This window comes from Methylobacterium sp. WL8 (assembly GCF_008040045.1).
Classification (GTDB): domain Bacteria; phylum Pseudomonadota; class Alphaproteobacteria; order Rhizobiales; family Beijerinckiaceae; genus Methylobacterium; species Methylobacterium cerastii.
The window spans coordinates 54,046-67,341 of sequence record NZ_VRVF01000021.1 but is presented as its reverse complement, the minus strand read 5'-3'; the positions used below and the strand labels follow the sequence as shown (position 1 = coordinate 67,341).

Sequence of the window (13,296 nt, the reverse complement as noted above, 5' to 3'; positions counted from 1 at the left end):
GCGGGGGTGAGGGCGGAGGTGACGGAATGACCGGACGGACGATGCGGCTCGCGCTGTTGGCCGCGCTGCTTCCGGTGTCGCCGCTGGCGGCGGAGCCCGGCCGACGCCCCGCCGACGTGGAGCGCTACCTGACGCGCCTGACCGGCTGCCGGCACTGGACCGGCGAAGACGCCTACGACGCGGCCCGGGGGCGGGAGATCGCCGCCGCGGTCAAGGACCTGGGCTGCGACGCCCTCGACGCGGACGAGGCGCGCCTGCGCCGTCGCCATGGCCGGAGCCCTGCGATCCTGAAGATCCTCGACGCGGCGCGCGATGCGGGCGGCTGAGAACGGCGCCGACGCCGACGAATCGGTTCGCCGTCGCGTCGCCCGGTTGCTGCACGTGCCGCCCCTCGCGCTGCTGTTCGCGCTCGGCCTGGCGCCGCTGTTCCTCCTGTTTCCGCTCCTGCCCGGCGGGGCCGAGGCCGATGCGGCCCGGCGGCCTGTGGCGCTCTGGCTCGGCGCGGCGTTGCTCGCGGGGCTCGCGGGAACCGTCGCGGGCGCGGCCCGGCCGCTCTACCGGGCGGCGGCGCACATACTCGTCACCTCCCTGCTGTCGATCCCGGCGATGCGCCTCGCGCTCGGGTCCGGCGTTCCGGTCCCGCACGGCCTGGCCGCCTGGCTCGGCCTCGACGGAGAATCCGCGATGGACGCCGACCTGTACGAAATCTGGCTCCTCGCCTGGCTCACCGCGTTCGGCTTGGTGGCGGCCGTCCGGCACGGCCTCGCCCGGTTTCGGCGCACGCGCTCTGCCGCGCCGCCGGTGCTTGACCGGTGATCCGCCGCCGACATAGCTCGCCCGGCGCGGCGTCGCCCCGTCCGCAACGGAGTGGTTCATGACCTGGCGCAAGCCGCTCGTCCTCGCCGCGGCGCTCGGCCTGTCGATCGCGGCCGCCCACGCGCAAACCGCTTCCCTCGACGTGCCGGTCCAGGCTGGCGCGGACGGGCCTGAGCTCGACGCCTGCCCGCGGTTGGCCGCCGTCACCGGCCTCGACCCGAAGGGCGACGACTTCCTCTCGGTGCGCAGCGGCCCCGGCGGCCGCCCCTACCGCGAGGTCGATCGCATCCATACGGGCCAGCGCCTGTCGGTCTGCGAGACCCGTGGGCCGTGGCTCGGCGTCGTGTACGCGGCCCCGGAGGGGCAGGATTGCGGCGTCGCGACGCCCTGGCCACGCCGGACCGCCTACGCGGGACCGTGCCGGTCCGGCTGGGTCCACCGGCGCTACCTCACCGACCTGGCCGGCTGAGCAATTCGCAGGCGGCCGGAGGGGCAGGCGTCGATCCAGAGCCGACCCCGCGCGTGCCTTCGCCTACCCGCCCTTCGCCAGCAGGAAGAACGCGGTTCCGATGGCCAGGAGGCTTCGCGAGACCCAGCCGCAGGTGGTTGCGCCGACGCCGTCGTCGAGCGTCCGCAGGTGGGCGACCTGCGCGAACATCGCCGCCCAGTAGGCGGACCACAGGCCGAGGATGGAGGCCGTCGCGGTCGACACGGTCGGGCTACCGGACCGCGTGCGCCGACCGCCGCTCGTGGCGCCAGGAGGCGACCGCGTCGCGACGGGCCTCGTAGGCGCGCCGGACGGACGAGCCGTCCACGCCGCGCCCCTCCGGCCCGTAGCCGAACCGGAGGACGCCCTCCGGGCCGTAGAGCCGGCTCACCTCCGCCCGCCAGAGGCGGTCGGTGCGGGCGAGTGCCGCCTCGGTCTCCGCCAGTCGCTTCGCATGCATCGAGGGGGTCCTGTCCGGCGGTGTCACAGGGTCAACGCGGCTCGGCCCCATCCGCTCCGGGCGTTGCCACGCGACAAACCGTTTCCTCGACAGGCCGGCTCCGGGACCTATCCTGAAGCGATGCCTCCCCTCATCGATGCCGTCACGAGAGCCGTCGCAGGCGGCGCTTCATCGGCCTTGCCGCGCAGGCCGGTCGTCGTAATGCCCAGCCGGGGATGTGCGCCTTGACCGCCCGCAGGGCGCTGGTCGTCGGCGCCTCCCGCGGCCTCGGGCTCGGCCTCGTCGCCCGGTTCCTCGATCGCGGATGGGACGTGACGGCCACCGTGCGCCGCCCTTCCGCCGCCCTGTCCGGCCTCGCGACCGACGGCCGGCTGCGGATCGAGGCGGGCGTCGACATCGACGACGACGCGGCGGTGACCGCCCTGCGCAGGACGCTCGCGGACGCGCCGGCCTTCGACCTCGTCTTCGTGGTCGCGGGCGTCGCCACCCAGGCCGGCACGCCGGCCGCCGCGATGCCGCGCGCGGTGGCGACGGCGGTTTTCCAGACGAACGCCCTCAGCCCGATCCGCTTCGCCGAGGCGTTCCACGCGCGCGTGGCCCCCGACGGGCTCGTCGTCCTGATGACTTCGAAGCTCGGCTCGGTCTCGCTGAACCGCGGCGGCGGCTGGAGCAGCTACCGCGCGAGCAAGGCGGCGCTCAACACCCTGGCCCGCTCCTTCGCCGGGCAGCACGCCAAGGCGGCCTGGGGCGTCGTGCTGATGCATCCGGGCTGGGTGCGCACGGATCTCGGCGGCCGGCGCGCGACCCTCGACGTCGAGACCAGCGCGCGCGGCATCGTCACGGTGCTCGAACGGCACCTCGGGCAGCGCGGCTGCGTCTTCCTCGACCACGCCGGGCAGACCGTGCCCTGGTAGTCCATGCGCCGCGGGGTAGTCCATGCGCCGCGGGCGGTTCCGACGGCCAAACGCCGTCGCCCGGGCTCAGGCCTGCGGCGCGGGACGATCCTCGAGCGTATCGCCGCGCAGGGCCGCGTCGTAGCCCGCGAGCCAGAGGTCGTGCGCCTCCATGCCTTCGGCATAGGGGCAGTCCTCGCGGCGCAGGGTCTTGCCCGGCGCGTAGAAGCCGAGCGCGTAGTGGTCCAGGTTGTCGTCCGGCGGCTGCGCCATGGGGTCCTCGCTTCGCAAACGTTGGAGACCGGACTCGGCCTCAGGTCATCACCTCGGCGAGGATGCAGGGCACCTCCGCCGGGATCTCGCGCGCCAGGAAGCCGATCCCGCCGTAGCGGCGGGCGAGCCGGCGACCGGCTTCGCCGTGGGCGTAGACGCTCCACAGAGCCGCCGCCTCGGGCTCGGCCCCGCGGGCGAGCAGCCCGACGATCAGGCCCGCGAGCGTGTCGCCCGAGCCCGAGATCGCCAGGCCGACATGCCCCATCTCGTAGCACCAGGCGCGGCCGTCGGGGGAGACGACCTGCGTCCGGCCGCCCTTCATCACCGTCACCGTGCCGAAGCGCTCGGTGGCGCGGCGCGCCGCAGCCAGCGGGTCGGCCTCGACGGCCTCGCGATCCAGGTCGAGGAGCTTGGCCATCTCGCCCGCATGCGGGGTGATGATCGCCGGCCTGGACAGGCTTCGGGTCAGGTCCGGGTCGGCGCGGAGCGCAACGAGCGCCCCGGCGTCGAGGACGAACGCCGCCTCCTTGCCCCCGCGCACGAGGGCGGACACCACGGCTTCGGTGTCCGCGTCCTCGCTCATGCCCGGACCGGTGAGGATCGCGTCGACGGCGCCGGCCCGCTCGACGAGGTCGTCGGCGCAGTCGCGGCCGATGCCGCCGCCCTCGGTCTGCGCCAAGCCGACCACCAGGGCTTCCGGCACGGCGATGCCGATCGGGATCGCGAGGTCGCGGCACACGCCGATCTGGAGCTTGCCCGCGCCGACGCGCATCGCCGCGTCGGCGCTCAGCAGCACGGCACCGGGCAGGCCCGTGCAGCCTGCCACGATGAGGACGCAGCCGCGGCCGTCCTTGCTGTCGCCCTCCGGCTTAGGGGGGGCCATGCCGCGGAGCACGTGCTCGGTCAGCGGTGTCACGGCGCCCATGGCTGTCCTCCGGTCGGTTTCCGACGATGGTGCAACGCTGTCAGCTCTTGGCCTGTGCTTCGTTGGCGTCGGGTTCGGAAGTAACGGGAGCACCCTGTGCCTCAAGGGGTGCGACGAAGTTGTAGCGGATCAGGTCGAGGGCGGGGCCGGGCGCGGCGACCGCCGCGGGGGCGTATTCGGTGACGCCGCAATTGGCGACGTCACCCTGCGCGTCGATGGCCAGGATCTCAGCCTCGGTCCTATTCTCCAGCAGGTAGCGCAGGCACAGGACCACCACCTGGTGGGCGACCAGGAGGATGCGCTGGCCCTCGTAATGCAGCGCCATCGTGTCGAGCGCGCTGCGCAGGCGCAGGATGACGTCGCACCAGCTCTCGCCGCCCGGGGGCCGGTGGTAGAACTTGCCGAGGTCGGTGCGGAGTTCCGCCTGCTCGGGGTGCAACTGCTCGATGCCGGCGCGGGTGAGGCGATCGAGGATGCCGAACTCCTTCTCGCGCAGGCGCTCGTCGACCAGCAGCGGCGGCGCGCCGGCGGCGAGCGCCCCCGATGCGCGGATCGCCTCGGCCGTCTGGACCGCGCGGCGGTAGGGCGAGGCCAGGACGAGGTTCGGCCGCGCGTCGGCGGGCATCGCGGCGAACCAGCGCCCGAGGGCTTCGGCCTGCCGGTGGCCGCGTTCGCTCAACGGCACGTCGACGTCGCGCTCGGCGATGTCGATCCGCGTCGCGCCGGCGGCCTGGGCCGCATCGCGGGCGACGTTGCCGGCGCTCTCGCCATGGCGGACGATCCAGAGGCGAAGCGGCTGTCTGTGCGGCACGGAAGTCTCCAGCCGCCACCGGTCGGCCGGCGCGGCATCGGTTGTCGAGATGGACGACGGTTGCGCAGGCGCAAACCGTCGCGGCGGCCGGAACGATCCTTACGAAGGGCACGAGGAAGCCCGCCAACGTCAACCGGGCGGGCTCGCAGTCGTCGCACGCGGCGACGGCGATTTCGCCAGGACCACGGCTCGAACGCAGGCGACGCATCCGGCCGTGGGGTGCTCAGCTCCGCGCGACGATCGGACGGCCGGCGGGGCCGAAGCCGTGCTTCGCCCCGGCCCGGCTGACGACGCCGAACCGCAGCACCGCCTGTTCCAGGTAGTCGATCGCCGCGATCAGGTGCGCGCGCGCCGTCTCGATCGCCTCCGTCCCGTCCTCCGGCCTGCCGTCGGCGAGCTTCACCGCGGCGATCAGCACGCGGTCGCGCTCGTCCTCGATCCGCCGGTCGCGCTCGACCGAGCCGCGGATCTCGGCGTCGAAGGCGGCGACCACCGACCAGGGGAGGGCGTCGGCGCCGACCTGGTCGACGAAAGTCTGGACGACGAAGGTCTGGGCGTGCCGACGCCCGGCGGCGGCGGCCCGGCGCAGGGTTTCGGCGAGGTCGGCATCCATGGAAAGCTCCCGCGTCCGTGCGCGTCCTGCCGGGCGTCGGCAGGGCGCGGCGTGCCTTCCTATACGCTTGCACGCCGCGAGGGAGCGCCTGCGGGGGATGGCCGCGGATCGGGGGCGGCCCTCAAGCCGGCGGCAGCCCTCAAGCCGGCGGCGGCTCTCAAGCCGGCGGCGCTTCGCGCGCCATCCAGGCTTCGACGCCGGCGAGGTCGGCCTGCGACAGGCCGTGCCCGGCCGGAAGCGTGGCGTGCTCGACGCGGGCTCCGGCCGCCGTGAGGAGGGCGGCGAGCCGCGCCGCGTTCTCGGCCGGCACGATCGGATCGGCCGCGCCCGACAGCATCAGCACGGGCCGGCCGGCGAGGTCCGCCGGCGCGGCGTCCGACAGCGGCACCATCGGCCGCAGCAGCACGGTGCCCGCCAGCGTTTCGGGGTGCAGCAGCAGCATCGCGGCGGCGATGTTGGCGCCGTTCGAGAAGCCGAGCGCCAGCGGCGCCGGAAGGCCGTAACGCGCCCGCGCCGCCGCCACGAACCCGGCGAGGTCGGCCGCGCGGCGGCGCACGTCGTCGGCGTCGAACACGCCCTCGGACAGGCGGCGGAAGAAGCGCGGCATGCCGTTCTCCAGGACCGGACCGCGCGGCGACAACAGGGCGGCGCCCGGCGACACCCGCCGGCCGAGCGGCAGCAGGTCGGCTTCGTCGCCGCCGGTGCCGTGCAGGAGGAGCAGGGGGCGAACGGACGCGTCGCCCGGCTCGAAACGGTGGACGAAGCCGAGATCGGTGGTGGTCATGACGGACTTCCAGGAAGCGGGCAGGGCGATCCCGCCCCGTAGGCGCGGGGCGGGAAGACGGGTCAGGCGAGGTCGGGCAAGGCGAGGTCGGGCAAGGCGAGGTCGGGCAAGGCGGCCGCGATCCGCGCCCGGTGCGGTTCGAGGCCGGCCGGCAGCTTCAAGGCGCCGCCGAGGGTGGCGAGCGGCTCGTCGACGGCAAAGCCCGGCGCATCGGTCGCGATCTCGAACAGCACGCCGCCGGGCTCGCGGAAGTAGACCGAGCGGAAGTACTGGCGGTCGCGCTGCTCGGTGACCGCGAGGCCGTGGTCGGCGGAGAGCCGCGCCACCATCGCCGCCTGGGCCGCGTCGTCGGCGGCCCGGAAGGCGATGTGGTGCACCGACCCGGCGCCCTGCCGGCCCCGGGCGACCGCGCCGGCCGCCTCGAGGGTCACGAAGCCGCCGGCCGCCGCGTCCCCGGCGAAGCGGATCGACGCGCCCTCGCGCGCGGTCTCGCGGAAGCCGAGGCCGTCGGCGAGGATCGCCGCGGTCGGGCCGGTCTCGGCGAGGCGCAGCGTGACCCCGTGCAGGCCGCGCACCGCGTGCTCGGCCGGCACCGCGCCGCCGCCCCAGGCCGGCTCCGACTCCGCCCCGTCGACGCCGACCAGGGCCAGCCGCATCCCGTCGGGATCGCGGAAGCGCAGGGTCGGCTCGCCGAAGACGCTCGCCGGCGCGTCGTGATCGACGGACGTCGCGACGAAGCGGTGGATCCACCAGCCGATCGCGGCCCGCGGCACCCGCAGCGCGATCTCCTGCGTCTCGCCGACGCCGAGCCGGCCCGGCGTCGCATGCGCGATCGGGAAGAAGGTCAGCAGCGTGCCGGGGCGACCGGTCTCGTCGCCGTAATAGAGGTGGTAGGTGCCCGGGTCGTCGAAGTTGACGGTGGTCTTGACGAGCCGCAGCCCGAGCACCCGGGTGTAGAAATCGCGGTTGCGCGCTGCCGGGCCGGAAAAGGCGGTGACGTGGTGGAGGCCGATCTCGGACATGACGTGTCTCCTTTGAGAGCGCCGCCCGGCGCTCGCGATCGGCCTGATTTGAGGATCATCCCGGCGATTTGAAACGGAAACGATGGAAACCCATCGTTTCTGATTTTGCGTTCGACGATGCGCCGCCGTCCGAGACCTTCGGCGTGGCCCGGCGCGCCGCCGGCTGCTATGGCGGGGCGTTCGACACGACGGGAGACGGCGATTTCCGACGATGCATGGGCGACCGCGCTGGGGCTGCTCGCGGTCCTCGTCCTGGTGCTGGCCAACGGCTTCTTCGTGGCGGCCGAATTCGCCCTGGTCTCGGTGCGCCGGAGCCGCGTCGCCGAACTCGTCGCCGAACGGCGCGCGAACGCGACGGCGCTGCAGCGGGCGACCGACCGCCTCGACGCGCATCTGGCCGCGACGCAGCTCGGCATCACCCTGTCGTCGCTGGCGCTGGGCTGGGTCGGCGAGCCGGCGCTCGCCCACCTGATCGCGCCGGCGGTGGACGGGCTGCCGCTGTCGCTCGGGCCGGTCGCCGCCCATTCCATCGCGGTGGCGATCGCCTTCGCCCTGATCACGTCGCTGCACATCGTGCTCGGCGAGCTGGCGCCCAAGAGCCTCGCGCTCCAGCGCAGCGAGCGCACCGCGCTCGCGGTAGTCCGCCCCCTCGGCATCTTCCTGTTCGTGTTCCGGCCGGCGATCCTGTTCCTCAACGGGCTCGGCAACGGCGTGCTGCGCCTGTTCGGCCTCCAGCCGGGCCATGGCGAGGGCTCGCTGCACTCGACCGCCGAACTCAACCTGCTGATCCAGGCGAGCCAGGAGGCCGGCCTGATCCGCGAGGTCCAGCAGGAGGCGGTCGAGCGGATCTTCGCCATCGGCGAGCGCAGGGTCAGCGACATCATGACCCCGCGCCACGAGGTCGAGTGGGTCGACGCCGACGCCGACCACGCGGCGATCCTCAAGGCCGTGCGCGCCTGCGGCCACGCCCAGGTCGTGGTCAGCCGGGGCCAGGTCGACGAACTCGTCGGCGTGGTGCGCAAGCAGGACCTGCTCGACCAAGTCCTCGACGGCGACGCGATCGACCTGACGGCCGCGACGCAGGCGCCGATCGTCGTGCACGAGAGCATGACGATCCTGGCGGTGCTCGAAACCTTCCAGAGCCAGCCGATGCGGATGGCGGTGGTCGTCGACGAGTACGGCACCCTGGAGGGCATCGTCACCCAGACCGACCTGCTGGAGGCGATCGCCGGCGACATCCCGGAACCCGGCGAGGAGCCCGACGTGGTCGAGCGCGCCGACGGCTCGCTGCTGATCGACGGGATGATCCCGGCCCGCCAGGCGTTCGAGCGGCTGGAACTGGCCGAGACGCCGGATTCCGACGACTTCACGACGCTGGCCGGCTACGTGATCTACGAGCTCGGTCGCATCCCCGCGGCGGGCGACGCGTTCGAGGCCGGCGGCTGGCGCTTCGAGGTGGTCGACATGGACGGGCGCCGCATCGACAAGGTGCTGGCCTCCCGCGTGGCCGCCTAAAACCTCGGACAGCCCGGCCGCGGCGGGCGCACGGAAGGCGAAACCCGACATGGGGGACGGCGCCGACATCCCGATGCCAGACACCGCGACGCCCGGGTTGCGGATGCCGAGCCTGGCCGAGGCGGTCCCCGTCTGGGGCCGCATCGCCGCCCTGTCCTTCGGCGGGCCGGCCGGGCAGATCGCGGTGATGCACCGCATCCTCGTCGAGGAGCGGCGCTGGATCTCCGAAGGTCGCTTCCTGCACGCGCTGAACTTCTGCACGCTGCTGCCGGGGCCGGAGGCGCAGCAGCTCGCGACCTATGTCGGCTGGCTGATGCACGGCACCCGCGGCGGGCTCGTCGCGGGGGGCCTGTTCGTGCTGCCGGGCCTCGTCGCGATCATGGCGCTGAGCTGGATCTACGCGCTGTCGGGCAACGTCGGCGTGGTCGCCGGCCTGTTCTTCGGGCTCAAGGCGGCGGTGCTGGCCGTCGTCGCCGAGGCGGTGCTGCGCATCGGCCGGCGCGCCCTAAAGAGCGCGCCGATGGTGGCGCTGGCGGCGGCTTCGTTCGTCGCGCTGTTCCTGTTCGACCTGCCGTTCCCGGCGGTCGTGCTGGCGGCGGGCTTTTTCGGCTATCTCGGCGGCCGCGCCGGCCTGCCGCAGTTCCGGGTCGGCGGCGGCCACGGCGCGACAGGCACCGCGAAGGCCGGGCCGTATCTCCTCGGCGACGCGGCGTTGCCGCAGGAGCGCGAGGCCCCCGCGCGCACGCTCCTGACGGCGGCGATCTGGGGCGCGCTCTGGCTGCTGCCGGTCGCCGCGATCGTCGGCCTGGTCGGTTCCGGCGAGGTGTTCGGGCAGATCGCGCTATTCTTCTCGAAGATGGCGATGGTGACATTCGGCGGCGCCTACGCGGTGCTCGCCTACGTCGCCCAGCAGGCGGTCGGGCATTTCGGCTGGCTGCGGCCCGGCGAGATGCTCGACGGGCTCGGCATGGCCGAGACCACGCCGGGGCCGCTGATCATGGTGACGCAGTTCGTCGGCTTCCTCGCCGCGTTCCGCAATCCGGGCGGCCTGCCGCCGCTGCTCGCCGGGACGCTGGGGGGCCTGCTCACCACCTGGGTGACCTTCGCGCCGTGCTTCCTCTGGATCTTCGTCGGCGCGCCCTACGTCGAGCGCCTGCGCGGCGACCGGGCGCTGGCCGGCGCGCTCTCGGCGATCACGGCGGCGGTGGTCGGGGTGATCCTGAACCTCGCGGTCTGGTTCGCCCTGCACACGCTGTTCGCCCGCCTCGAACCGGTCGCCTTCGGGCCGATCCGCCTCGACCTGCCGGTGCTCGCCAGCCTGGACCCGTGGGCGCTGCTCCTCGCGCTGGGGGCGCTCGTGGCGGTGTTCCGGTTCAAGGCCGGCGTGATCCCGACGCTGGCGGCCTGCTCCGCGGCCGGCATCCTCCTGCATTTGGCAGGCCTCGCCGGGTAAGCTTGCTGCTCCGTGGGCTCGGGGACCACGCCGCCCGGCGAGGGGCGGCGCGGGATCGATCGCTCAGAAGCGGTTCAGCCGGCAGCGGCGGCCGGCGGGGCCGATGTGGAAGCCCCGCGGGCAGGAGCGCCCGCGGACGTAGCCGCCCGCCTGCCCGCCGGTGCGGCAGCCGCCGTAGGGGCCGCGATGGCCGAACGGGCCGCAGCCACCGTAGACCTGGACGATGTTCGCCTCCGGCGCATCGAGGCCGACGAGGGGAAGCGCCGAGGCCGGCCCCGACAGGGTCGCGGCGAAGGCGCTGGCGAGGATGGCGGCGCCCAGGGATCTGCTCAACATCGATCGTCTCAACATCGGATCGTCCTTTCGGGTGAGGGGAGGCGCGCTGGGAGGCCGCACCGGGATTCCGGACTGGCAGGCCCGGAAACGATGGTCAGGCGAGGAGGTCGCGCGTCGGCCCGACGCCTCCGCTGCCCGGGAAGACGGTGTCGGAAAGCGCCCGGTCCGGCAGGCCGAGATGGTCGCGCAGGACGCCCTTCAGCACGGCGCGCAGGTCGAGGGTCGGGCGGAGGTCCCGCCCGTCGAGGAGGGAGGCGGGCGCAAGCCCCGGCCAGTCGGCGACGACCCGCCCGCCGGCCACCGCCCCGCCGGCGAGGAAGGCCGCCGCCGCCGTGCCGTGGTCGGTCCCGTCCGTGCCGTTGGGGTGGGCGGTGCGGCCGAACTCGGTGGCGACCGCGACCACGGTCTCGCCCCAGGCGGGGCCGAGCTCCGCCTTCAGCGCGGCCAGCGCGTCGTCGAGGGCCTTGAGGAGGTGGGCGAGGCGGCCGGAGGCCGGCCCCTCCGCCGCATGGGTGTCCCAGCCGTCGAGCGCCAGGGTCGCGATCCGCGGGCCCTCGGGCCGGGCGAGCACCCGGCCCGCCGCCGCCGCCAGGGTGGCGTAGGACCGGCCCGGACCGCCTTCGGCTGGTCCTTTGGGAAGCATCGCGTCGAGGCGGTTGCTCTCCGTCAGCGCCGCCAGCAGGCGCGGGTCGCGCTCGCCGTAGAGGCGCTCCAGCCGCATCACGGTGTCGTCGAGGGGCGTGCGCAGGTCTCCGGGCGACCAGCTCATCACCGGGGCGGGCCCGCGCATCACCAGGGGCACCGTCGCGCCGCAGGCGAAGAGGTCGCGTCCGCGGGCCGGTCCGGCGGCCGGGAGCAGGCCGGCCGCGCGGTTGAGCCAGCCGGTCGCGCTGCCGTTCGGGCTGGGAGTGCCGTTCTCCAAAACGTCCTGCCCGTCGAAATGCGAGCGCTCGCGATAGGGCGTCGCCACCGCATGCAGCATCAAGGCCTCGCGGGCGTCGAACAGCCCCTTCAGGAACGGCAGGTTCGGGTTGAGCCCGAACAGGCCGCCGAGCGGCAGCGCCGCGCCGTCGCCGGAAGCCGGCAGCGCGAGCGCGCCGCGCAAGCTCGCATAGGCCGGGTCGCCGAGGGCGGGCAGGAAGGCGAGCCCGTCGAGGGCGCCGCGCAGGATCACGAAGACGAAGCGCGGATCGCGGGTGGCGGCCGAAGCGATCCGCGGCATCAGGGCGGAAACCGCGAGGGTCGAGCCGGCGGCGAGCAGGCCGCGGCGGGTCGGAAGGTGGAGGCGCATCGACCTATCTCCGCTGGAATTCCGGGCTCATCAGGAGGAGGGCGAGGCCCTGCGCCCCGGTTTCGGCCCGGGCGATCTCGCGCCGGGTGGCCGCGGAGAGCAGCGGCCCGAACGCGTCCTCGGCGAGCGCGACCGGGTTGTCCGCGGGCGGCGCCCGCTCGCAGGCCTCGGCGGCCCAGTCGATCCGGGCCTTGAAGGCGTGCGGCGCGAGCCATTCGGCGGCGGCGTCCGGCCAGCCGCGCGGGCTCGGCGGCGCGAAGGTGCGCTGCCCGAAGGCGGCGAGCGCGCGCAGGGTGCGGCCGTCGCCCGCGCCGATGCCGGGCACGAGGCGGGCCGCGCTCAGCACGAACTCGTAGGGCGTCTTGAACTTGCGCGGGGCCGGGTCCCACGCCTCCGGCGTCGCGACGAGGGCGGCGGCCACCACGGCGAGGTCGCCGTCGCCCTCGCGGTAGGCGGTGGCGAGGTGCGCCACCGCGCCGTCCGGCGGGTCGTCGGCGATGAAGTGGGTCGCGAGCTTGCGGGCGAGGTGGTGGGCGGTCGCCGGGTGGCGCGCGAGCGCGTCCAGCACCGCGTCGCCCTGCTCCAGCCCGCCCGGTTCGTAGGTCCGGCCGAGGATCGTCGCCGGGCCCGGCTCGTGCCGGTTGGGACTGAACAGGAAGCGCCCGGCATCCGGCCGGTCGGCCAGCGGCGGCACCCAGCCGCGCCCGGTGAGGACCGCGGCCAGCGCCGTGACGTCGGCCTGGCCGTAGCCGCCGTCGACGCCCAGCGTGTGCAATTCCAGGGTCTCGCGGGCGAGGTTCTCGTTGAGGCCGAGGCCGCGGCGCGCGCCGGCCACCGAGCCCGGGCCGACGGAGCGCTGGTTGTCGAGGTAGACCAGCATCGCCGGGTGGCGCTGCACGGCCCCAAGCATGTCGGCGAAGCGCCCGAGCACGTGCGGGCGGATCGCCTCACGCTCGAAGGCGCCGGCGAGCACGCGGACCGGCCCCTTGTCTGCCGATACCGCGAAGTGGTTGGCGAAGAACAGCGCCAGCCGCTCGACGAAGCCGGCCTCCGTCGCCACGCCGTGCGCGAGCCGCGCCGCGACCTCGGATCGCCCGATCGTTCGCCGGACCTGCCCCGGATCGGCTGCCTTCGCCTTATCGACCGGCTGCCCGGGATCGACCGGCTGCGCCGCAGGCTCGGCCGCCGGATCGCGCTTCGCCCGGCGGGCCTGCGCGAGCTGCCTCGCCGCCGCATCGGAGGACGGGAGCGCAGGGTCGTCGATCAGGGCCGCGGCGGGCTGCGACAGCTGCGCGCGAAGCCATCCGCGGGGGTCGGCGGCGATGCGGGCGACCTCCCCCGGCCGCGCGCCGACTCCGAACCGGTTGAGCGCCAGGACGGCGTCCGTGGTCATCGCTTCGATCCTTCGATCCCCCCGCGGCGCACCGCACCGGCGGCTTGGCGAATCTGCTCGGCGAATCGGCCTGGCAAATCGGGTTGGAACGAACCTTGGCCTCGGCCTGTCGCGCAACGATCCCGGGCCGACGGACTTTCGTGTCGAGCTGTCGCAGGCCGGAGCGCCGGATACATCTTGCGACGTTGTTTCCCGCGCCCGCGCGCGGGCCGCCGCTAGGATCG

At 74.4% G+C, this 13,296-nt stretch carries 17 protein-coding genes; 6 read left to right on the top strand and 11 right to left on the bottom strand.

What is annotated here, in order from left to right; all coding sequences use genetic code 11:
• The 3 genes from FV234_RS10280 to FV234_RS10270 form a co-directional block, all read left to right on the top strand.
• Nucleotides 1–326 (top strand): hypothetical protein (locus tag FV234_RS10280; RefSeq protein ID WP_348643056.1); only part of this gene is annotated, 326 nt, incomplete at its 5' end.
• Nucleotides 313–816, top strand: a complete 504-nt coding sequence (locus FV234_RS10275; RefSeq protein WP_147829091.1) for a hypothetical protein — start codon at nt 313–315, stop codon at nt 814–816. The genes FV234_RS10280 and FV234_RS10275, both read left to right, overlap by 14 nt.
• Before the next feature lie 58 nt (nt 817–874).
• Nucleotides 875–1,285 (top strand): integron, encoded by a 411-nt coding sequence (locus tag FV234_RS10270; protein ID WP_147829089.1) that lies wholly within the window; start codon nt 875–877, stop codon nt 1,283–1,285.
• A gap of 63 nt (nt 1,286–1,348) precedes the next feature.
• Here the strand turns inward: FV234_RS10270 and FV234_RS10265 are convergent, their stop codons facing one another.
• Nucleotides 1,349–1,528: a hypothetical protein gene (locus tag FV234_RS10265; RefSeq protein ID WP_147753893.1), complete on the bottom strand. Its 180-nt coding sequence runs from the start codon at nt 1,526–1,528 to the stop codon at nt 1,349–1,351.
• A 7-nt stretch (nt 1,529–1,535) separates the two neighbouring features.
• A complete protein-coding gene (locus FV234_RS10260; protein ID WP_147753892.1) occupies nt 1,536–1,763 on the bottom strand; it encodes a hypothetical protein in 228 nt (75 codons plus the stop codon).
• Between the two features lie 215 nt (nt 1,764–1,978).
• Here FV234_RS10260 and FV234_RS10255 point away from each other — a divergent pair, with 215 nt between their 5' ends.
• On the top strand, nt 1,979–2,677 hold the full coding sequence (locus FV234_RS10255) for an SDR family NAD(P)-dependent oxidoreductase (RefSeq protein WP_147753891.1): 699 nt from the start codon (nt 1,979–1,981) through the stop codon (nt 2,675–2,677).
• 66 nt (nt 2,678–2,743) lie between these two features.
• Here the strand turns inward: FV234_RS10255 and FV234_RS10250 are convergent, their stop codons facing one another.
• From FV234_RS10250 to FV234_RS10225, 6 genes are all read right to left on the bottom strand, one after another.
• Complete coding sequence (locus FV234_RS10250; protein WP_147753890.1) at nt 2,744–2,929, bottom strand: ribosome modulation factor; 186 nt, start codon at nt 2,927–2,929, stop codon at nt 2,744–2,746.
• A 40-nt stretch (nt 2,930–2,969) separates the two neighbouring features.
• A complete protein-coding gene (locus FV234_RS10245; RefSeq protein WP_147753889.1) occupies nt 2,970–3,854 on the bottom strand; it encodes an NAD(P)H-hydrate dehydratase in 885 nt (294 codons plus the stop codon).
• 40 nt (nt 3,855–3,894) lie between these two features.
• Nucleotides 3,895–4,665 (bottom strand): histidine phosphatase family protein, encoded by a 771-nt coding sequence (locus tag FV234_RS10240; RefSeq protein WP_147753888.1) that lies wholly within the window; start codon nt 4,663–4,665, stop codon nt 3,895–3,897.
• A gap of 223 nt (nt 4,666–4,888) precedes the next feature.
• Nucleotides 4,889–5,278 (bottom strand): hypothetical protein, encoded by a 390-nt coding sequence (locus FV234_RS10235; RefSeq protein WP_147829087.1) that lies wholly within the window; start codon nt 5,276–5,278, stop codon nt 4,889–4,891.
• A gap of 157 nt (nt 5,279–5,435) precedes the next feature.
• Nucleotides 5,436–6,062, bottom strand: coding sequence for an alpha/beta hydrolase (locus FV234_RS10230; RefSeq protein WP_147829085.1), 627 nt, complete (start codon nt 6,060–6,062; stop codon nt 5,436–5,438).
• 62 nt (nt 6,063–6,124) lie between these two features.
• A complete protein-coding gene (locus FV234_RS10225) occupies nt 6,125–7,084 on the bottom strand; it encodes a VOC family protein (RefSeq protein WP_147829083.1) in 960 nt (319 codons plus the stop codon).
• A 168-nt stretch (nt 7,085–7,252) separates the two neighbouring features.
• On the opposite strand from FV234_RS10225, the gene FV234_RS10220 reads away from it, so the two are divergent.
• Together FV234_RS10220 and chrA are read left to right on the top strand one after the other, a co-directional pair.
• Nucleotides 7,253–8,599: a hemolysin family protein gene (locus tag FV234_RS10220; protein WP_147829082.1), complete on the top strand. Its 1,347-nt coding sequence runs from the start codon at nt 7,253–7,255 to the stop codon at nt 8,597–8,599.
• A gap of 73 nt (nt 8,600–8,672) precedes the next feature.
• The gene (gene chrA, locus FV234_RS10215) at nt 8,673–10,052 is read left to right on the top strand and encodes a chromate efflux transporter (protein ID WP_238272991.1); all 1,380 of its coding nucleotides are present in this window, start codon (nt 8,673–8,675) and stop codon (nt 10,050–10,052) included.
• Between the two features lie 63 nt (nt 10,053–10,115).
• On the opposite strand, the gene FV234_RS10210 is transcribed toward chrA, so the two are convergent.
• From FV234_RS10210 to FV234_RS10200, 3 genes are all read right to left on the bottom strand, one after another.
• Nucleotides 10,116–10,388, bottom strand: coding sequence for a hypothetical protein (locus tag FV234_RS10210; protein WP_147829078.1), 273 nt, complete (start codon nt 10,386–10,388; stop codon nt 10,116–10,118).
• 94 nt (nt 10,389–10,482) lie between these two features.
• On the bottom strand, nt 10,483–11,679 hold the full coding sequence (locus tag FV234_RS10205; RefSeq protein WP_147829076.1) for a DUF1501 domain-containing protein: 1,197 nt from the start codon (nt 11,677–11,679) through the stop codon (nt 10,483–10,485).
• A 4-nt stretch (nt 11,680–11,683) separates the two neighbouring features.
• Nucleotides 11,684–13,072, bottom strand: coding sequence for a DUF1800 domain-containing protein (locus tag FV234_RS10200; protein ID WP_147829074.1), 1,389 nt, complete (start codon nt 13,070–13,072; stop codon nt 11,684–11,686).
• Nucleotides 13,073–13,296: the final 224 nt, after the last annotated feature.